19 protein-coding genes and 1 pseudogene are annotated in these 19,152 nt (G+C 49.2%); 3 read left to right on the forward strand and 17 right to left on the reverse strand.

The window, feature by feature from the left end:
* Positions 1–388 precede the first annotated feature (388 nt).
* The 3 genes from poxB to BVG16_RS31750 all read right to left on the reverse strand — a co-directional run bounded on the left by poxB (position 389) and on the right by BVG16_RS31750 (position 3,118).
* Positions 389–2,110: a ubiquinone-dependent pyruvate dehydrogenase gene (gene poxB / locus BVG16_RS31740; protein ID WP_078503202.1), complete on the reverse strand. Its 1,722-nt coding sequence runs from the start codon at positions 2,108–2,110 to the stop codon at positions 389–391.
* Between the two features lie 156 nt (positions 2,111–2,266).
* The gene (locus BVG16_RS31745; RefSeq protein WP_078503203.1) at positions 2,267–2,614 is read right to left on the reverse strand and encodes a VOC family protein; all 348 of its coding nucleotides are present in this window, start codon (positions 2,612–2,614) and stop codon (positions 2,267–2,269) included.
* Positions 2,615–2,665: 51 nt separating this feature from the next.
* Positions 2,666–3,118, reverse strand: coding sequence for a MarR family winged helix-turn-helix transcriptional regulator (locus tag BVG16_RS31750; protein ID WP_078503204.1), 453 nt, complete (start codon positions 3,116–3,118; stop codon positions 2,666–2,668).
* A 126-nt stretch (positions 3,119–3,244) separates the two neighbouring features.
* Between BVG16_RS31750 and BVG16_RS31755 the strand changes: the two genes are divergently transcribed.
* Complete coding sequence (locus BVG16_RS31755) at positions 3,245–3,676, forward strand: GNAT family N-acetyltransferase (protein WP_078503205.1); 432 nt, start codon at positions 3,245–3,247, stop codon at positions 3,674–3,676.
* A 28-nt stretch (positions 3,677–3,704) separates the two neighbouring features.
* Positions 3,705–4,259, forward strand: coding sequence for a DJ-1/PfpI family protein (locus tag BVG16_RS31760; protein WP_078503206.1), 555 nt, complete (start codon positions 3,705–3,707; stop codon positions 4,257–4,259).
* A gap of 97 nt (positions 4,260–4,356) precedes the next feature.
* Here the strand turns inward: BVG16_RS31760 and BVG16_RS31765 are convergent, their stop codons facing one another.
* From BVG16_RS31765 to BVG16_RS31825, 13 genes are all read right to left on the reverse strand, one after another.
* Complete coding sequence (locus BVG16_RS31765) at positions 4,357–5,121, reverse strand: SDR family oxidoreductase (RefSeq protein ID WP_078503207.1); 765 nt, start codon at positions 5,119–5,121, stop codon at positions 4,357–4,359.
* 141 nt (positions 5,122–5,262) lie between these two features.
* Positions 5,263–6,075: a MerR family transcriptional regulator gene (locus tag BVG16_RS31770; RefSeq protein ID WP_078503208.1), complete on the reverse strand. Its 813-nt coding sequence runs from the start codon at positions 6,073–6,075 to the stop codon at positions 5,263–5,265.
* 172 nt (positions 6,076–6,247) lie between these two features.
* Positions 6,248–7,228, reverse strand: coding sequence for an aldo/keto reductase (locus BVG16_RS31775; protein WP_078503209.1), 981 nt, complete (start codon positions 7,226–7,228; stop codon positions 6,248–6,250).
* A 106-nt stretch (positions 7,229–7,334) separates the two neighbouring features.
* A complete protein-coding gene (locus tag BVG16_RS31780) occupies positions 7,335–8,378 on the reverse strand; it encodes a hypothetical protein (RefSeq protein WP_078503210.1) in 1,044 nt (347 codons plus the stop codon).
* The gene (locus tag BVG16_RS31785) at positions 8,338–9,996 is read right to left on the reverse strand and encodes a glycoside hydrolase family 3 protein (protein WP_078503211.1); all 1,659 of its coding nucleotides are present in this window, start codon (positions 9,994–9,996) and stop codon (positions 8,338–8,340) included. Before BVG16_RS31785 ends, BVG16_RS31780 begins: the two co-directional genes overlap by 41 nt.
* 19 nt (positions 9,997–10,015) lie before the next feature.
* Positions 10,016–11,041, reverse strand: a complete 1,026-nt coding sequence (locus BVG16_RS31790; protein WP_078503212.1) for a zinc-dependent alcohol dehydrogenase — start codon at positions 11,039–11,041, stop codon at positions 10,016–10,018.
* Between the two features lie 66 nt (positions 11,042–11,107).
* Positions 11,108–11,911 carry an ABC transporter permease gene (locus BVG16_RS31795; protein WP_078503213.1) on the reverse strand — a complete coding sequence of 268 codons (804 nt, stop codon included), beginning with the start codon at positions 11,909–11,911 and terminating at the stop codon, positions 11,108–11,110.
* 12 nt (positions 11,912–11,923) lie between these two features.
* Positions 11,924–12,733: an ABC transporter permease gene (locus tag BVG16_RS31800; protein ID WP_078503214.1), complete on the reverse strand. Its 810-nt coding sequence runs from the start codon at positions 12,731–12,733 to the stop codon at positions 11,924–11,926.
* On the reverse strand, positions 12,730–13,725 hold the full coding sequence (locus BVG16_RS31805; RefSeq protein WP_078503215.1) for an ABC transporter ATP-binding protein: 996 nt from the start codon (positions 13,723–13,725) through the stop codon (positions 12,730–12,732). Before BVG16_RS31805 ends, BVG16_RS31800 begins: the two co-directional genes overlap by 4 nt.
* Positions 13,726–13,785: 60 nt before the next feature.
* Entirely contained in the window at positions 13,786–14,961 is a 1,176-nt protein-coding gene (locus BVG16_RS31810) for a radical SAM protein (protein ID WP_078503216.1), read from the reverse strand.
* Positions 14,933–16,039: a hypothetical protein gene (locus tag BVG16_RS31815; protein WP_078503217.1), complete on the reverse strand. Its 1,107-nt coding sequence runs from the start codon at positions 16,037–16,039 to the stop codon at positions 14,933–14,935. The genes BVG16_RS31810 and BVG16_RS31815 overlap by 29 nt, the downstream gene beginning before the upstream one ends.
* 22 nt (positions 16,040–16,061) lie before the next feature.
* On the reverse strand, positions 16,062–17,576 hold the full coding sequence (locus tag BVG16_RS31820; RefSeq protein WP_078503218.1) for a hypothetical protein: 1,515 nt from the start codon (positions 17,574–17,576) through the stop codon (positions 16,062–16,064).
* Complete coding sequence (locus BVG16_RS31825; protein ID WP_078503219.1) at positions 17,563–17,838, reverse strand: acyl carrier protein; 276 nt, start codon at positions 17,836–17,838, stop codon at positions 17,563–17,565. Before BVG16_RS31825 ends, BVG16_RS31820 begins: the two co-directional genes overlap by 14 nt.
* Positions 17,839–18,013: 175 nt before the next feature.
* Between BVG16_RS31825 and BVG16_RS31830 the strand changes: the two are divergent.
* A pseudogene (locus BVG16_RS31830) lies at positions 18,014–18,157 on the forward strand (response regulator transcription factor); the annotation flags it as partial.
* 450 nt (positions 18,158–18,607) lie between these two features.
* Here the strand turns inward: BVG16_RS31830 and BVG16_RS31835 are convergent.
* A partial coding sequence (locus tag BVG16_RS31835) for a GyrI-like domain-containing protein (RefSeq protein WP_144027557.1) occupies positions 18,608–19,152 on the reverse strand: 545 nt, incomplete at its 5' end.

The following is a 19,152-nucleotide window of genomic DNA, read 5'->3' on the forward strand; positions in this document are numbered from 1 at the left end:
STRCSSATNDATACTNTRYCHNAGCDGCGACGAAATTAACTCTAATTGAAAACCGTCTTCATTTACGTAAAACAATATATGTTCTTGTCCTCAATCGGCAAACGATATATGTTCTTGTCACCCGACAATAGTTAGTAGTGTGGTTTTAAATAGTTGCAAAGGCGATCTTCATTTTGATAGTAATCAACAATGATGATTACTTAGCCATATTTGTAAACGTAAAATAGCCCCTACCTGGCAATCAGATGGGGCTATTTTACGCTTACGACCAAGGCAGTGTGTGCAGTCAGTTGTAGGAATCTTTAGAAAAGCTGATATTCCCTCCCTCTCCCTCGGGAATGGGACAATATTTCTGACTTCTGACACCACTTCAAAGTACTCCTATTTATTACCGAAGGAGATTGGTTTTCGCCAGTTCGATGATTTCGTTGCCTTGCCCGTTCAAAACGGCTTTCAGCATCCACATCGTAAATCCGCGTGCCTGCTCGAAGTTGATCTTCGGCGGCATAGCCAGCTCCTGACGATTGACGACGACGTCCAGCACTACCGGACCGCTGTGTTCGAGCGCTCGGCGAACGGCGCTTTCCAAGTCATTCGGATCCTCGACCCGGATTCCTTCGATTCCCATGGCTTGAGCCAGTACCGCAAAGTTTGGATTGTCGAGTTCCGTTCCGAATTCTAAAAATCCGGCTGCTTTCATTTCCAATTCCACGAATCCAAGCGCACCATTATTAAAGACAACGATCTTGATCGGGAGCTTATGCTGACGAAGGGTCAATAGATCTCCGAGCAGCATGGTGAGTCCCCCGTCCCCCGACAGCGATATGACCTGGCGTCCTGGCTGTGCAACCTGCGCCCCAATCGCCTGAGGCATGGCGTTCGCCATTGTCCCGTGGTTAAACGAGCCAATAAGCCTTCTTTCTCCATTCATGCTCAAGTATCGGGCAGCCCACACAGTCGGCGTCCCAACATCGCAAGTCAAAACGGCATCCTCATCTGCGAGATCGCTGATTACCTTCATGAGGAATTGCGGATGAATAGGTGCTCGGCCGGGATCTGCAAGATTGTCCAGTTCCTCGCGGACTTTGGCATAATGTGCGGCAAAGTGCTGCAGATGATCAGGGGAGTGCGGTTCCTTTAACAGGGGTAACAGCATTTCGACCGTCGTCTTCACGTCTCCGCACACCCCGTATGCGAGCGTCGTTCGCCGGCCTAGTCGGGAGGAATCCAAATCAACCTGAAGGATTGTCGCTTCTTGCGGATAAAATTGCCGGTATGGAAAATCTGTACCCAGCATGAGTAAGACATCGCATTCCATCATGGCGTGGTAGCCGGAAGAATATCCAATGAGGCCGGTTAATCCGACGGAATACGGGTTGTCGTATTCCAGATATTCTTTTCCTCGCAGCGCTATGACCATCGGGGATTGCAGCTTCTCGCACAGCTTCATGAGCGAAGCATGAGCTCCCGCGCAGCCGGCACCGCACAGCAAGGTGATCCTCTTGCCTTTGTTTAAGTAGTCGGCAAGCGTCTTCAATTCATCTGTAGAAGGGCAGACATTCGGCCGGGTGGAATGGATGACGCGTTCCGGAACGGGGCTTTCGTCGTATTCGAAAGCGGCTACATCACCCGGAAGAACTAAGACAGACACTCCCGACCTTGCCGTCGCGGTTTGCATCGCCATCGTAACCGCTCGAGGCATTTGCTTCGGTCCGGTTACGACTTCACAAAAGAAGCTGCATTCCTGAAACAACATGTCCGGACGGGTCTCTTGAAAAAAGCCGCTGCCGATTTCACTGCTCGGAATATGAGCGGCAATCGCAAGTACTGGCACTCGGTTTCGATGGCAATCGTACAATCCGTTAATGAGATGCAAATTACCTGGTCCACTGCTACCTGCACATACGGCGATTCCTCCGCTGAGGGTGGCATCCGCGCCCGCCGCGAACGCTGCAACCTCTTCGTGGCGGACATGGATCCATTCTATTTTTCCGGAACGACGGATCGCATCGAGCAAGGCATTGAGCGAATCGCCGATAATGCCGTAAATTCGCTTCACGCCGGCGTTCAGAAGGGATTCCACAATGGAATCCGCTATCGTTCTTATCAAGGGAATCTCTCCTTTTTGTTTTTATTATATTGCCATAATACGAGCAGCCTATTCTTTTCATAACGATTTAAGCCTGAACCAAGAAGAAAGCCCGGCAATCCACATCTCGGGTTTGTTGGGCTCCGTTTAGCTCAATAGCAAATGAATTACAACTCGTTATTTCTCCCAAAGCTCGACCAGTCGACCTTCAGGATCTTCAATCCAAATAAACTGTCCAAACTCACTAATCTCTTTTTTCTTTGCAAGAGGTACACCCATATGTTCAAGATGCTTAATAGTCTCGTTAAGATTATGTACTTGGAAATTTAGCATCACTTGTTGTTCTGTTGGAAAATAACTGTCATTTTCGGTAAAGAAAGAAAAGATAGTCTCATTTCCTAATTGGGGTTTTATCACAGTCCCATTCCAATTTTCTATTTCAATCTTCAACACTTCACTGTACCATTTTTTTGTAACTTCAAGATTCTTAGTTCTCCAAAATATTCCTCCGAAACCTTTTATCATTGTATCTAACTCCTGTCTGTCATCAAATTTTTAGCTATTCGATTTCTAATATCAGTAATCTCTTTTATTTCCCTTCTTTACGAATTCCCACTCGATCTCAATATTTTTTCTAACTCTATGCAGAAGATGAAACAATGTTTCGGATTCTTCTTCAGAAAGTCCCGCTAACGCAACCGAGTTAGAATAATCCCCTTCTCTCTTTAGAAAGGGGTACGCTTGCTTACCTTTTTCAGTTGAAAATAGCCTTTTAATTTTTTTGTTTTTTTCATCGTCTTTCTTTTCAACAAATCCAGAGATTTCGAGTTTTTGTATCGCACGTGCTGCAGTTGTTCGGTCCACCTTTATCATTTCCGCTAGCTTTTCTTGAATAATTCCCGGGTTCTCACATATACGAACCAGATATAAGTATTGCCCTTTTGTAAGATCTAATTCCTTGAACTCAATATTGCTTATGGAATCCAAAGCTCTAGCGATCATTCCAACTTCGCGAAGTATATCCGTCATTCGAACACCTACCAATAGATTTTTTTGTTGCATTTACAACAATATTATTTTATTATACCTGTTATTGATGCTGAATTCATTATGACGATTTTTTTATAAAAAATAAATCCAGAGAGGAATAAAAACGTGAATACAAAAAGAATCACACAACCTGAGGAATTAGAAAATGCATTCTCAATTAGAAAGAAAGTATTTGTTGATGAACAGGGCGTACCACTTAAAGATGAATTTGATGTATTTGATGCGCTGAATGGACAATGTGAACATATACTCGCCTATTACAATGGGCAACCCGTTGGCACAGGAAGGATTCGCATTCTTGATGGAATAGGTAAATTAGAACGTATCTGTATTTTAGAGCCATACCGGAAATTTGGGATTGGGAAAAAAATCATTTCCGCATTAGAAGAAATCGCTGTTGAAAAAGGAAATCATCAAGTTAAATTGCACGGGCAAACTCAGGCAGAGGGGTTTTATAGAAAACTTGGCTATCAGGCTTCATCAGCTGAATTTATTGAGGATGGTATCCCTCATATTTTAATGATTAAAGATCTTTAGTAACTATTTTATGGAGGGATTATAAGAATTGAAAACAAAAATAACAGGTGTGATTTTGTACCCTTTGTTTAGTGAATATGAATTAACCGTTGCCCTTTCCATTCTTAAGCAGGGAGATCACCCGATAAAAACGATAGGGATTACTTCAGAACCAATAATAGGTGAATCGGATCTAACTTGCATTTCTGATACAACGATCTATGATGTCGATATCAATACGCTAGATAGTCTATTACTTCCAGGATGTATGGATATTTCAACGCTGTATGATAATGAAGATCTGATAGACTTTATAAATAGATGTTCCCTAAATAATAAGGATCTTGTAATTGCAGCAATCTCAAGTTCTCCATATCTATTAGCAAAAGCAGGATTGTTAGAAGATCGTAAATACACAATTGGAATGTATGAAGAACAGAGAAAGGAAACAGGTTTTTTTAAAGAAGAGAATTATTGTAATGATCTTGTAGTCCAAGATGGGAATATACTGACTGCAAGAGGAAGAGGGTTTATTGAATTCGGTGAGAGATTTGGACAATTATTGAAGTTGGATTTCGATTCCAATTGGTATCATGGAGTATAATTTGAATCCTTCTCCTACCATAAGTAACGGCAAGTTTTACGACGATTAAACATAAAAACAGCCCCTCCATCTTGCTTAGAAGGGCTGTTGATTGAACTTATAAGTGTGATCCGCCCGTGGCATCAACCATCTGTCCGGTAACCCAACGGCCGTCCGATGACGAGAGGAAAGCCACGATGTCCGCAATATCCGAAGCTTCGCCAATCCTGCCAAGGGCAGACATTTCGACTGCATGTTGTTGGCCTTCCGGCGTATGCAGCCATTCCGCATTCACGTCCGTATCGACGATGCCAGGGAGTACGGCATTAACTGTAATACCGCGGGGCCCTAATAGTTTCGCAAGTTGCAGGGTAAACGTATTTATGGCACCTTTCGTCAAGTTGTACGCCATGATATGGGGATACGCAATTCGTGTAACGCCTGAAGAGATGTTAATAACACGTCCTCCGTCACGCAGAAGCTGCAAAGTTTGCTGGACGAGGAAAAACGGTGCTTTTACATTCACTGCAAATATCGCGTCGAATTCTTCCTCCGTAGTTTCCTCTAATGTTTTGGAAGTTCCTAAACCGGCATTATTAACGAGAATATCGATCCGGTTCTGACCCGTTAGGCGAAGGAGCGTTTCCTTCATCGTTTGAACCAAATCCGTTACCCCGGCAAGGGTTTCGAGATTTGCTCCTATAGCCAAAGCTTGTCCTCCCTGCGCTTCAATGGCCCGGACAACTTCTTCTGCAGCAACACGGCGGTTGCCATAGTGAACGATAACCAGAGCGCCCTCTTGCGCCAGTCGCAGCGCAATTCCTTTTCCTATACCACGACTTCCGCCTGTGACTAGTGCAATTTTTCCTTCCAATCGTTTCATAGACTCTCACTCCCTTATGATGTGTAATGCTACTGTACACCTTCCCGTAAAGGGGAGAGTCAAGAGGGGATTACAAAACTATTTTCAGAGAAAAAATGAACTCCGAAAGGAGGCATGGAGATACCAATGATCTTAACCAAGCTAAAGGGGAAAGAGCAATTCGGCCAAGCGCATTTTTCCGTAAATATCTTTGTCCGAAGTTAAATAGGTTTCACGGATCGGCTCTTTATCGGAACGGACATAGCCTTGAGACGAGATCCATGATGCTAACTGATCAGCAGCAAGGCAAGAGTCATCGTAAGGACTGCAGAGGTGTACAAGGGAAGCGGCCGCTTTTAGCTCGGGCAGAAGGCGGACATTCACTCTTTCGTTGCTTGGAATAGCCTTTGTTAGTGGTATTGCAACCTCTAGATCGGCTTGATCCGTGTCCGTGCCGCCATGATCATACCATAAAATCGTCAGATCTCGTCCTTCGCCCTCCCCATACGAATTGACGTACTTTGTGAGTTCGTCAAGCAGTAGACACAGGTGCGCACGCGGAACGATATCACGAATCGAAGCCGTAAGTTGAGGCTGTACGCTACGAACGGTTATCGGTGTTTCATGTTGGCGTTTATCCGCTTCTTCGACGCGGGCAATTCTGTTATCGATTCCTTTCAACTGCTGCTGCGCTTCTAGGATGGAACGCTCAAGTTCTTTCTTCTTATCGGCTAACTTTAGTTTTACTTCAGGTAATGGATGCTCTTCCAGAAAGGTTTTTATTTGATCCAGCGTGAAACCATGTTCCTTAAAGGCGGTAATGCGCTTAACGGTCAGAAGTTGCTCCTGGGTATAGTACCGATAGCCATTATTAGGATCTATAACGGCGGGCTCAAGCAGCTTCACGCTATCGTAAAATCTTAACGCCTTGACGGAAACACCACTCAACTTGGAAAAAGCACTGATCTTTAGCATTTCACAACGGACTCCTTTATCAAATCCACTTTATCCAATACTATAACGAAAATCATAAAGAAATATCAGTGGGAAAAACTTGCCATTACGGACAGCGCGATGATCCGTATCGTAAAGCCTCTTGAAAAAAAGACGAACCACCGATTTCTCAGTGGTCCGATTTACTTGCTCATTACTGGTGGCCGACGATCCGGTGAGGAACATATGGTTCTTCCAAGGAAGCAATTTCTTCAGGCGTAAGCTTGATCGAAAGAGCAGCTATCGCATCCTCGAGATGCGATATTTTTGTAGCACCAACTATAGGAGCTGTTACCGGTTCTTTATGAAGCAACCAGGCAAGCGCGATTTGAACTCGGGGAACACCATGTTTTTCCCCAATTGCCGCAACCTGATCCACGATCAATCGATCAGTATCTGCAGTGGCATCGTATTTCGATCTCTGAACCAGATCGGTTTGAGAACGATGCGTTGTTTCCTGCGGATCTCTCGTCAACCTTCCTCCTGCAAGAGGGCTATATGGAATCACCCCTATTTTTTCAGCCTTACAAAGAGGGAGCATCTCTCTCTCTTCTTCGCGGTAGATGAGATTGTAATGATTCTGCATGGATACAAACCGGGTCCATCCATTTTTCTCGGCTATATGCAGGGCCTTCAAAAACTGCCATGCGTACATGGCAGAAGCACCGAGGTATCTGGCTTTCCCTGCCTTCACCACATCATGCAACGCTTCCATCGTCTCTTCTATTGGTGTATTGTTATCCCAGCGGTGGATTTGGTAAAGATCCACATAATCGGTTCCCAGTCGCTTTAAACTTTTATCAATTTCACTCATGATTGCCTTTCGGGAAAGCCCGGCACCATTGGGACCTTCATGCATACGGAAATGAACCTTCGTTGCCAAAACAATTTCATCTCGATTGGCATAATCTTTTAGAGCCCGGCCCACAAACTCCTCGCTTGTCCCGCCAGCGTAGACGTTTGCCGTATCAAAAAAATTGATTCCAAGCTCCAAGGCTTTTTTTATTACTACACGGGTGTGCTCTTCATCAAGTACCCATTGATGATGCCCCTGCTCTGCGTCACCAAAGCCCATACAACCAAGACAAATCCGGGAAACATCCATGCCCGTATTTCCAAGTTTCACATAGTCCATTTGATGGTTCCTCACTTTCCAATAGATATCGTTTCCTTCAAAATGAAGTATACTCCTTGGAGTTAACTCCAGGGCAAGTGATTTTTATACGCAGTTCGCGGCTTTTTTAGCCTTCGAGCAGTGTAATCAGTTTTTGCATGAGAACAGGCTCTTCATCCCGGAATTGGTCGAACCGAAGCTTCAGCCGTTCAAACACTTCCTTATCATTGCGGATCTCATGTCGAATGTACTGATCCCTTAGCTTCATCGCCCTTTTGGTTACATCCTTGTAGCCTTCCACAAGCTCTTCGTCGTACGGTATTATCCCCTCATCTACCAGATATCCGATCCGCTCGCTCATCATTTTTTTATGCTCCCAGAGCACATGAAGGTGCCTCACATCATTGCGGTCACCCAGCCGGGAATCGTTGTTCTCTACGGCATCATAGTACATTTGCAAATAGTCGTACACCTTGATTCCGAAAGCTTCCTCATCGTCGGGATTGTAATTGATCCGGTTTAAACGGGTCTCTCCATTAATGTAATCGCGCAGCTGGTCGATCGCCGCCGTTTTATCGAAAGGATAAGGAGCATGCGGTTCGTATTTGTAAAAATACGTATGATGATCGGCCGTGAGGCTCTCCTTTAAAAGCTGTCTCATTGACTGGACGGCATCCTGGAACTCCCTGAACGGGATCTGCAAATTGCGGTATACCCCCGTATGGTCGAACATGGAAGCATAGAATACACTTTCGTCCCAGTCGAACCCGTATAGAAAAAGATGATGAGGGAACGGCGCTTTCTGATAGGAGGCCGCCGGCGATAGCTTGGCTTCGTCCAAAAAAACGACGCAATAATAGCCGTTGCGGATCTGATCCGCGAAAAATTTTGGCCAGGCGTCTAATGCCAAATTCTCCAGAATCGTATAATTGACAGAGCAGGTGAGAAGAAAAGGGTTGTTGAAATTCAGTTCGTTGGGCTTGCCCCGGAAAAAATCGACAAAGCACTGCCTGCCATTCTCCAGAAATTTTTTGGTGCAGGATAACTGGATAAAATTGCTATAACACCAAGGAATGGTTTCTTCGTGGGCGCTCGTGATCGAAAGCGTGTAGGCCCACCTCAAAAATCCTTTAAGTGGCGGATTCAACACCGGAAGCTGAACGGCGTTCATCTAATTCTCCCCCTTCTGACGAATGATCTGGAAGCGTGACCGGCATTGTTCCGGCAGGCTCCGCCATGCCCATCAGAACACGGGATAAGGCCTGCAGCGTATGCGGATGATGCTCGTAACAGGCTAGAAAGCCCTTGGCTTCCGGGAATGCCGCGAGATCGACAGGATTGCGCAGGGAGACCGGAATGACTTTGGCACCTCCCGCCAAGAGCTTGCGGACCAAAGCTGGCTGCCCGGGATTCGAAGCCGTGTGGAAAATTCCCGCGACGATCTGCCCATATCCCTCCGCTTCGGAGGCCAAGGCCGCAATCTCATCCGGACTCGGACTGGTCCCGTACACACGCTCTGTTAACTTTGCCGTGATAAAATGACTCAGTGAGCTGCCGAGGGTGTCATCGTATGCTGGCTCGTCCTCGGATTTGCAGGCGGCCGTCATTTGCGGCCACAGCACGAGCGTGTCGACTACGGGAGACAACCGGCAAAAATCCGATTCACGGTTGACGGCGGTGATGCTTTTCTCACGAAGCCGCTCAATCGTCCGGAGCGTCCGCGGATTTCCCAGCTGGGTCCGCGCCTCTTCCCACATGCGCTCCCCCAGCTCTTCGATGCGGCGCTCCTTGAGGCGAAGGATGCGCTCCACGGAAGCATCGATCCGCTCTTCCGGCAGACGCCCGTCCGCCACCGCATGTTCCAGGGCAGCCATCGCCTCCAACTGGCTCTCGTACGTATGGCTGACGAGAAGAAGGTCCGCTCCGGCCAGCACGGCCCGGACGACTGCCTCCCCCACGCCGATTCCCTGCGTTACGGCGTTCATCTCCATGCAGTCGGTAACGATAAGCCCATCGAATCCCAGCTCTTCCCGCAGCAAGCCCGTCAGAATTTCCCGGGAGAGTGTGGCCGGAACGGGCTCTCCGCCGCTGAGCACCGGAATCCCGACGTGGGCCGTCATGACGGCTTCGGCCCCGATCCGCGCTGCCTGCCGGAACGGCACGAGCTCCACGGACCGCAGTCGCTCAAGGGAATGCCTCACGACCGGCAGCACAGCGTGGGAATCCGTCTCCGTGTCGCCGTGCCCGGGAAAGTGCTTGATGACGGAGACGATACCTCCGTCCTGAAAACCGAGCATGGCGGCAATCCCCAGCTCGGCGACAAGTTCGACATCATCTCCGAACGATCGGACGTCAATGATCGGATTTCGCGGATTGACGTTAATGTCCACCACAGGAGCGAAATTCATATTGATACCCAGCGCTTTCAGCTCCTCCGCCGTACCCTTGGCGGCTTCGTAGAGAAGCACGGGATCGCGTGCCGCACCCAGGGCCATCGCCGCAGGCAGCTGCGCAATTCCCTGCCTTACCCTGACGACCATGCCCCCCTCCTGATCCGTTCCGATCCACAACGGGATTCCCCTCGCAGCTATAGCCATCCGCTGGAGTTCCTGCGTTAAAGCGAATGCCTGCCCGGGGTTGTCGAGATTACGGGAAAATAACACGACTCCCCCGATGAAATGGTTCTGCAAAAGGTCGCCGATATTCGCATCCGGCGTAAGACCCTCGAAGCCAGCCATCAGCAACTGACCGATTTTCTCCTTCAGCGTAAGTTCGTTACATGCTCTCATTTGGTTTCCCCCTCAGCCGTTACAATTGCGTCCAATCGAACAAAACTCCCATGAAATCAGATTTACGCTCGGCGAGTCGGGAATAGACCGAGACGGCTTCGAGCGGGCTTGCTACTTCGGTAATAAGACTTGCGACGTCCAGTTTCCCGCGACGGAGAGATTCGAATATGAACCCGTTCATGTCCACTTCCGTCCAGCCTTTAAAACCCTCCATCATCCGGCCGTGAATCCCCAGTATGCTGACCGAATTAAAGACTACTTTGGGCCCGATGGTCTGCTTAGAAGGTTCCGTCGAATCACCCAGCAGGATTACTTTGCCTAGGTTCCGGGTCAACTGCGTGCAGTAGGACAGTACGGTGTAAGAACCCGTCACGTCGTATATCGTGTCCAGCATTCTGCCTCCGGTAAGTTCTTCTACCGGTCCAAATGCTTCGGCCACCGGAAGATTCAGCAGATCGGTTGCCCCGTTTCTGCGGGCTTGGTCCAGGCGGGAATTTTCCGGCGCAATCGCGATGATCTGGCGCGCACCGCCTGCATTCAGATACTGGATGACAAGCTGGCCGATAAGGCCAAGTCCGACGACTCCCACTCTTTCTCCGAATTCGGGTTCGGCCCGCAGGACCCCCAGCAGGGCAACCTTCGCGATCTGTGTAAAAATCGCCTCTTCGTCACGGATCCAATCTGGAATAAGCGCCGCTTCTTTATAATCTGCAAGGAAGTACTGGCGGTGTCCGACCGGACAGATGATCCTGTCACCGGCCTTTATTCCCTTCACCCCGTTACCTGTCTCCAGCACTTGCGCCGCCATGGAGTATCCCGGATAAAATGGATACCGAACCCAAGTTGACCAGACCGTCCCCTCATCGAAACGTCCCTTCAGACAAGCCAGTTCCGTTCCCGTACTGATCAGAGACTTTTTGGCCGCACATAAAATTTGTCCCGGTCCCGGCTCAGGCACATGCTCCTCTATAAGTTCGATCCGATCCGGATCCTGAAATACGCAATTTAACGAGGTGCGGCCTTGGGTTGTCGCAATGTCCGGCATGCGTTAGCACTTCCTTTTCTAAGTTTAGGATAGAAACCCGATATTTTTAATGACAGATAATCCGTCTCAACTGCTCGCGCTGCTGTATCCTTTCACGGCCTGTTTCCAGAGTAGCCGAACGGCTGTAAAGAGCAGAAGCGAACCGGCCAGCGCCAGTCCCGCATAAAGCCAGCTGAGCTGTCCAAGCAGGAACATCGGTCCGAAATTGGTAATAAGGAACAGAGGAATGACAAAGGTCCCGATCCGGCGGACCCAGGCCGGGTAAATAGCCATGGGAAAATTGTTGGCGTCCCAGACGGAATGGGCGATCTCCGACACGGAGCCCGTCTGGACGAACCAGAATGAAAGCAGCGCCGGGATAATCATGAGGCAGTACGTGATAACAACGGAGACGAGCAGCAGCAGGAAAAAACCCATGAGTTGCAGGAACGTCAGCGGAATATCCATGGCATGCCAGCCGATACCAACCATGACGAACCCGACCAGAATATCGGGTATGGGCAGCGCCAAATCAACGTAACGCAAGGAAGCCATGAACTGGAGGGAAACGGGCTTCGTCAGCATTAAATCAAGCGAGCCGTCTTTGATATACTCGGGAATTTTCGTGAAATTTGTAAAAAACAGGCCGACATAAATTCCGGTCACCACGGTGTGCATGCCTATAAATAGAAGCAGCCCTTCGGGCGGTATGCCGTCTACGTGAAGGTCGGTGCGGAACACGACGAGCACATATAACAGCTTGGCAAGCAGGTAGACGGATTCGACCAGCAGGCTCATCATAAAGTTGCCCCGGAACTCCATCTGGGCGATGAGGCAGTTTTTAATGAACATGCCGTAGAGGAGCGCGTATTTTCTCATGATTTTAAACATATGGAATGTCCGCTACCCCCCAACCGCCGAATATTTCTTCATGGAAACGCGCCACGTCAGACGGGATAGCCAGAAGAACACCAGAATCCACCCGCACTGGATGAGCAGCCCCTGGTACATAGCCGCCGCTTCCGTTTTGCCGCTGAGGACATTGACAGGAAAATAAATGGTATACGGGAACGGCGTGTATTGGAGCGCCTTCACAACCGACTCCCCGAAAATCTCCAACGGAAACATGCCTCCGCTCAAAATATTGACGAGCAGACTTGTAATTACGAAAAAATACGAGATTTCTTGCAGATAAAAAGCGCTGGCGCAGATGCAGTAAGCGATTAGGAAGTTGAGTAGAAGCGCTCCCCACAGCGTGAAGGCAAATAAGATCAGACGTACGGCCTGGACATCGAGCACATCTCTGGCGGACGCCAGCCAGATAATCGCGATCAGCAGAAGAGCCGTAATGCCGTAATAGATCGCCTTCTGGCCAAAAAAGGACACCAGCCGGTAACCGAAATAGCTCATAGGTTTGATCAAATATTTGTTAAGGCCGCCGTTTTTGATGTCGTCTGCAATCTGGTGCTCGAACTGGGTAGCAATCAGCTTGGACACCAGCCCCGCCAAGATCGTATACAAAATAATTTGACCGTACGAATACGAGAACAGCGCCGTCTGGCCGGAATGCTGGTACACGGCCGTCCAGATGAAATACTGGACAAGAATCGGAAATGCGGCCCCGAGAAGACCGAGAAAGAAGTGAAACCGGTATTCCATCGAATGCTGGATGCCCATCGAAAAAACAGCCATGTACAATCTGTGTCTGTTCATCCGACGAATTCTCCGACGAGTTCCTTACGGTAGAGCATCGAAATGCTCTCTTCGATCGGCATATCCTCGATCGTCCAGTCAACGATGGGAAATGAATCGAGCACCGCACGCGATACTTCCTTCAAACGGTACTTCGGCAGCTCCAGAACAGCGTAGTAGTCGTCTGAGCTGACGATCTTCCCGAATTTGGCCAACCGCTGCTCGGCAACAGGTTCGGAGAACCTCAATTTTATAATTTTCTGCTCCCCAAAAAGATCGTTGATTTTGTGAAGATCCCCGTCATACAGAAGGCTTCCTTTGTTAATGATGATCGTCCGCTTGCACAGGTCCTCCACATCCTTCATGTAATGGCTCGTAAGCAGGATCGTCGCACCGAACTGCTCATTGTAGTATTTCAGAAACTCCCTGACCTTCTTCTGGGAGGGGAAATCAAGGCCGATCGTCGGCTCATCGAGATATAGCAGACGGGGCCGGTGGATAAGAGCGGCGATCAGCTCCATTTTCATCCGCTCACCCAGGGACAACCGGCGCACCTGCACGTTCAGAAGCTCCTGCACATCGAGCATTTCGGAAAGTTCGGCAAGACTCCGGCGGTAGAGATCATCTTCCACGTCATAAATACATTTGTTCAAATAAATCGACTCGCTGGCGGGAAGATCCCACCAGAGCTGGTTTTTCTGTCCCATCACAATGGAGAATTGCCGTTTGAACTCGTTCTTTCGCTCCCATGGCACATAGCCGAGTACATCGGCCTCCCCGCTTGTGGGGTAAAGAATACCCGACAGCATTTTGAGCGTCGTGGTTTTCCCCGCCCCATTGGGACCGAGAAATCCGACGCACTCGCCGGGGCCGATGTCGAAGGAAACGGATTTAACCGCTTCCTTCACCAGCGACTTGCGGGCAAATAAATTTTTCAGCGAATTTTTGAGACCGGCTTCTTTCCGGTAATACACGAATGATTTGTGCAGTTCCCGCACACGGATGAAGTCCATTCCTGCCCCTCCTGAACGATTGCCTTTTTAGCCTGATTGGGCGGCATAAAGTTTAAACGCTTAAATTCCATTGTTATAAAGCAGCACGCATTTGGAGCAAATCGGCATCAGGCCGCAGGCCAGAACCTCGCGCTGTTTGCGTAGATCTCCGCCGTGGAAAACATCCGCCACGCTTTCTTCGTATAAATTGCCTACACTGAATTCCGGAAAAAATTTGCACGGATTCACTTTGCCGTCCGGCATGACGTCCATGCGGTTCGAGATCGAAAAGCACTTCGTCCGGTTCATGGCTGGCTTCTCGCTGCCCCGGATAAACCCTTCCACCTCTTCGGGCTCCAGTGCGGGCTGATAGCGGATGCGTACGTTCCACACGCGGGAATTGACTCGTTTAAGCTCCTCGATCAGCGTATCGAAATTGTCCGGCGAGATGTGGAACGTGAAGGAGTGCCAGCTGTTCTTATGGTCGTCCTCAAAGCGAGAAGCAAGGTGCGGGAAATGGGCATCGAAGTAGGTGTCCATTTTTTCCGCGGTATCGGAAGGGATGTACCAAGGGAAGCAGAAGTAGACGGAATCAACGCCCATGTCTTCGAAGAATTCCATAAAGCTGTAAAGCTGACCGACCATCTGGTCGTTTACCGTCAGAGCTACGGACACTTTACCTTTGTACAGGCCCTGCTTTTGCAGATCCAGCAGCAGCTGTATGGCATGAATCACTTTCTTGAACGTGCCTTTGCCCCGGATCGCGTCGTTCTCTTGCTCGAAGCCTTCCAGACTGACCAGCATGACCAGATTTTCCGACATTTTCAGAATGGAATCCAGCTTCTGTTCAATGAGAATCGCATTCGTACAAATGGTCGTGTACCGGTCTTCTTTGGCCAGCAGCTCCGCCAGTTCATCGAACTTGGAGTAGAACAGCGGCTCCCCGCCCCACAGGAACACGCGCGATTTGCGTTCTCTCGTTTCGGCCAGAAGCTTCTCCACGACGGGAATCTCGATTTCGTCGTTCTTCACTTCTTTGGCAAAGCCATGATGGAAGCCATCCGGATTCCATTCGAAGCAGTGCTTGCAGCGCAAGTTGCAGCCGTTATTGAGCTTGATCCCGATCTCGTAAGGCACGGGGGCCGCATATGCCGGATCTTCCCGGCGCTTCCTTCCCGTTTCCGCCAGCGGAACCAGGGATCTTTTCATATTACTGAATGTCAGTTGGTCAAACGTAACTGCTGTTTTCGGCTGCATAAATATTCCTCCCAAAATGGTTGATTTTTGATCGCTGCTCCAGCAACCGACTGTAAATCTCCTGCAGAGGACGCTCCGAGAAACCCTGGGCTCTCCATTCTGCGAACGGGATACCGAAACCGCAGGATTCCCAATAGGTTGAATTATGAAGCTCATGGTCGCCGAACGGCTCCAACATAACAAAAGGGATTCCGAACGAGAGCGAGTCGTTCAGAGTCGCTCCCCCCGGCTTGCTGATGATAGCCGCGCAATTGCGCATCAGGTCCGTGTAAGCGGAGTAATCCCGGAGCGGATACTTCCGGAGCGTGCCGTCTTCACGGACGTACCGAACCATCGGCGGAAACGTGTGTCTCCCCTGGGCGTCTTGGCTCCACGGATTCCAGGAGGCCTCCGTACCGAAGTAGCGCGTAACCCCGTCGTCCTCCTCCACCTCGGAAGGATCGTAGACGATCACATCAAGGATGCGGCCGAGCGTACGAAGTTCTAAGATCGTCTCGGCATAGGTGCCGATTCCCCAGCCGCCGCCATGGATCAGAATGCGTCCGGCTCGCTGCCAATAAGGCAGCGGCTCCGCTTCGTCCGAAGCGATGTAGCTGCTTGGGGACAGCTTCGAGGGCTCGTAGAACCAAACGTTGTCATAGTCGAGATACAACTGCTTGTGTACCTTAAACGACGGCGTATCCCACGCATCCAGCCGGATCAGCCGGATATCCAGGGGTCTGCCGGCAACTGCCTTGTAGCGCTCCAGGATCGGCAGCCAGAAGCCGGTAAACACGGCAAAGCGGGAGACACCGGCCAGTTTCCAGGTGTCCAACAGCTTCCGGACCGCTTCCTCGTCCAGAGAAGTGTCAACGGGCTTGGCCAGCTTATGCCCCATACGAGCAACGGAGAAATCCGCATGGAATGCTTTTTTGGTGGACAGGATCTTGTTCCGGACCTCTTCGTGATACAAGTTCTCCAGAACGTGAACGTCCGTTCCGACTCCTCTGCCTTGCAGGTACGTGTGCAGATGCATAGCCGGAATGTATGCGCCGAGCGAATTACCCGACGCTAGCAAGGTAACCGAAGATGAATTCATGCGCATCCCCCGAGTTCCAGATTTAGTTGTACACTTTAACGGACAAGTCGGCGAGCACCTGCCTCAGGCTTGCGACCAGTTCGCTGCGGTGTCCGTCGTCACGTCCCACCACCGATACATACAGTCGGCCCTTCGGCATGGCCCACTTGTTCTGCGTTCCCTCGGCGATACGGCGACGGGTCAGAATCTCGTTCACCATTACGGCGTTAGATGAGAGAGGAACAATCCCGTACCCCCCGGGGGCTGTCAACAGAAGACCGGATACGCGTAGAGCGTGAAGCAGCCTCCCGATTGCGAAGCCTTCCGGAAGACCGAGGGACAAGAACGTAAGCCAGCCGGTAAGTCCGTACGTTTCCCAGCATTTATCGAGATAAGCGTTAATGAGGCCCATGGACTTGCGGGCGTTAATCTCCACAATGGATACGACTCCCCCGTCCTTCAGTATCATGGAGTCGATGCAGACGAAGCCGTGGTATCCGTCCTCCGCCAGAAGCCGGAGCGCTTTCTCCATCACGTTGAAATAGCCGGCGTTCTCCAGCAGGTGGATAAAAGCTTTATCCGCCTTGATAGAACCGCCGTAATTTTGCTGGTGATTAATCATCCGCTGAACGGAGATGAAATCCTTCTCACCGTTCTCCCGAATGAACCAGTGAGAACTGAAGTCGGTCTCTTTCCTCAGCAGGGGCTCCAGCAGGAACTGAGAGCGCAATCCGCTTTCCTCCTGTTTATGCAGGTGCTCCGCTATCCTTCGCTGCATGGCTTCGCTGTCGATGAGCAGATTGCCCTTGCCCGAAACGCCGAAGGGATCTTTCAGTAAATACGGCCCCTGCTTCAGAAGCGCATTTCCGGCCGCTTTCATTTCCGCTACGCTGTTCGCTTCCGTGCCGCAGCACTTCTCGCCGATTCTGGCTAGGAGCTGGTTGGAGTACATCTTTGAGTTAACGCGTACAACCGTCTCGATGTCCGGCAAAGGGCCAAACGGTCCGGCGGCGTGCAGGTAAGCTTCCGTATCCGCCGTAATGGCGTACGGAGACAGAATTTTTGCGGTGCAGGTGAACACCGCTTCATCCGGTGATTGAGCTTTCCGTAAATCTCCGGCGGCGTTCGCCGAAGAGATAGATTCCGGCAAGACCGCACCCTCAGGATAACCAGAACCGGCCGCCTGCAGCACCCTGTTTGCCGGTTTAAGAAGCTGGGCTTGATCGACCGCAAGCTTGAACATGCACCGCTTGAAAACGTCCGGTTCGGCTAGGGGCTCCTTCTCATCGTTCAAATCATAGTGATAACGGTTCCGAAAAGAAAAGCCCAATCCTTCCAGGTACTCGTGCAGCGCCGGATCTATTTTACAACGGCTGTAGAGGACATCGTCTGGCCCGCAGAACGGAAAGAGCAGCTCGTCCATGCACAAGACAATCGATTCACGGTCCTTATCGGGTATAGCGGGCAGCCGGGCCAGATCCGGATCCCTCCAGCGCGTTTCGGGATCGAAGGTACCCATAACGGTTTTCGGAATCACACCGGCTTCACTGCTTGACATCTTCGTACACCGGCTGCTCCTGCGGCTGGCAGCTTTTCAGAAAAGCGATAAAAGCGTCGATCGAGTGGAGATGTTCGTAATCGAATTGGTCATAGTCAATGGTCACGTTCAACTGATCCTCGACTTTGAGCATAAACTGGATCATTTGCAGAGAATCGAGGCCTATATCGTTGTTCAGATCCATTTTGGGGGACAGGGATTGGCGGAGTTCCGGTTGGTCTTCTTTGATAGCGCACAAAATGTCGACGATTTTATCGTACATGACTACACTCCTTTAAAAGGTTAATGTGTGTGGTTAAAACCGAACCCTTGCGTTTACAAATTCCACTCAAATAAAACCTGGTTTCCTACTTCCCTCCTTTTTCCATAGTTACAATTATTATCCTCATACAGTTAAAATCTGTCAATTAAAAATATAGTAAACAGCGAATGGCTATATATTCGAAGAATTGAAGCGTCAACGTGAGCAGTTGGAGAAGATCGGTTCACGTCGGCAAAGCTACCTGTATGGGCTTACGAAACGCGAGATGGAGATTCTGGAGCATCTGTCGAGCGGACTGCGCTACAAGTCGACCGCCGCCTATCGTGTAGGCGCTGGAGAATTTTTCGATGGGACTTACGATATAGATTATTTGCGATAAAAAACGAATATGACGTAGAGCATTAAAGAAGCTGTCCTAAAAAGTAGACGTTCTACTTTCGGGACAGCTTTTTCCAATTGAAGTGAAATATTTTCCTTATGCGTGCAGTCTAATGAATAAATACCATCGTTCTAGATGTTTCGAGGAAATATACATGCTGGCGGGCGAATATCCGTTTAGAAAAAATAATGTATTAGACTGATGCCTGATCGAAAAAGAGACGTTTCAAATGCATTTCTGCATAATGAGCAGACTCCGAAAGCCTCTCAACAATGGTTTGTTTATTCCACTATCGTGTCCCGTTAGCTGAATAAATAAAGATATTGATTCATGCCAGAACGTAGAAAGACCCACAAACGATGGTTTGCAGGGTCACTCCTCTTTCGTCGACTATTTCTCTTCGATTGGCGTATAAATCTCTAGTTCACTTTCAGGTGAAGTCGGATTAAATCTTTCGTCCATCAACTCCACTACCCAACCTTTACTATGTTTGTAGCCATTCTCATCAATCCAACGGTTAAGAGAACCATAAGCATCACCTATTTTCCAAATCTCACCTTTGTGAGTATAGACAGCATAAGTGCACACAGGAGTGGTCTGGCTTACCATTCCTTGTGGAATAGAACCAATCTCTGTGACTTGAGCGGTTGTATAGTAGGTTCCAAGGTTATCGGGTGCATAATTACCTGGTTCGTATAGAGCCAATTTTTCACCAGTTCGATTTTGGATTTCCTCCATACGACTTATTAAAGAGTCAAATGATTGCGGAATTACGGTTGGGTATTCTGAATACTTCGCTTCATGCCTTGTTCCAACTGCTGAGAATCCTCTTTTGACCACTCTACACGTGTTATCTTTAACGCCTAGTTCGCTCATTTCGTTTCTCCTTTCGGTTTCTGAATCGTATAAAAAGGCATAAAATAACATTTCGATTA

Source organism: Paenibacillus selenitireducens (genome assembly GCF_002021565.1).
In the GTDB taxonomy this organism is placed as follows: Bacteria; Bacillota; Bacilli; order Paenibacillales; family Paenibacillaceae; genus Paenibacillus_K; species Paenibacillus_K selenitireducens.

Bases quoted from the DNA above. Each gene is read 5' to 3' on its own strand.
- BVG16_RS31745 (WP_078503203.1), bottom strand. From the start codon at position 2,614: ATGATAAAAGGTTTCGGAGGAATATTTTGGAGAACTAAGAATCTTGAA.
- BVG16_RS31750 (WP_078503204.1), bottom strand. From the start codon at position 3,118: ATGACGGATATACTTCGCGAAGTTGGAATGATCGCTAGAGCTTTGGAT.
- BVG16_RS31765 (WP_078503207.1), bottom strand. From the start codon at position 5,121: ATGAAACGATTGGAAGGAAAAATTGCACTAGTCACAGGCGGAAGTCGT.
- BVG16_RS31770 (WP_078503208.1), bottom strand. From the start codon at position 6,075: ATGCTAAAGATCAGTGCTTTTTCCAAGTTGAGTGGTGTTTCCGTCAAG.
- BVG16_RS31775 (WP_078503209.1), bottom strand. From the start codon at position 7,228: ATGGACTATGTGAAACTTGGAAATACGGGCATGGATGTTTCCCGGATT.
- BVG16_RS31780 (WP_078503210.1), bottom strand. From the start codon at position 8,378: ATGAACGCCGTTCAGCTTCCGGTGTTGAATCCGCCACTTAAAGGATTT.
- BVG16_RS31785 (WP_078503211.1), bottom strand. From the start codon at position 9,996: ATGAGAGCATGTAACGAACTTACGCTGAAGGAGAAAATCGGTCAGTTG.
- BVG16_RS31790 (WP_078503212.1), bottom strand. From the start codon at position 11,041: ATGCCGGACATTGCGACAACCCAAGGCCGCACCTCGTTAAATTGCGTA.
- BVG16_RS31795 (WP_078503213.1), bottom strand. From the start codon at position 11,911: ATGTTTAAAATCATGAGAAAATACGCGCTCCTCTACGGCATGTTCATT.
- BVG16_RS31800 (WP_078503214.1), bottom strand. From the start codon at position 12,733: ATGAACAGACACAGATTGTACATGGCTGTTTTTTCGATGGGCATCCAG.
- BVG16_RS31805 (WP_078503215.1), bottom strand. From the start codon at position 13,725: ATGGACTTCATCCGTGTGCGGGAACTGCACAAATCATTCGTGTATTAC.
- BVG16_RS31810 (WP_078503216.1), bottom strand. From the start codon at position 14,961: ATGCAGCCGAAAACAGCAGTTACGTTTGACCAACTGACATTCAGTAAT.
- BVG16_RS31815 (WP_078503217.1), bottom strand. From the start codon at position 16,039: ATGAATTCATCTTCGGTTACCTTGCTAGCGTCGGGTAATTCGCTCGGC.
- BVG16_RS31820 (WP_078503218.1), bottom strand. From the start codon at position 17,576: ATGTCAAGCAGTGAAGCCGGTGTGATTCCGAAAACCGTTATGGGTACC.
- BVG16_RS31825 (WP_078503219.1), bottom strand. From the start codon at position 17,838: ATGTACGATAAAATCGTCGACATTTTGTGCGCTATCAAAGAAGACCAA.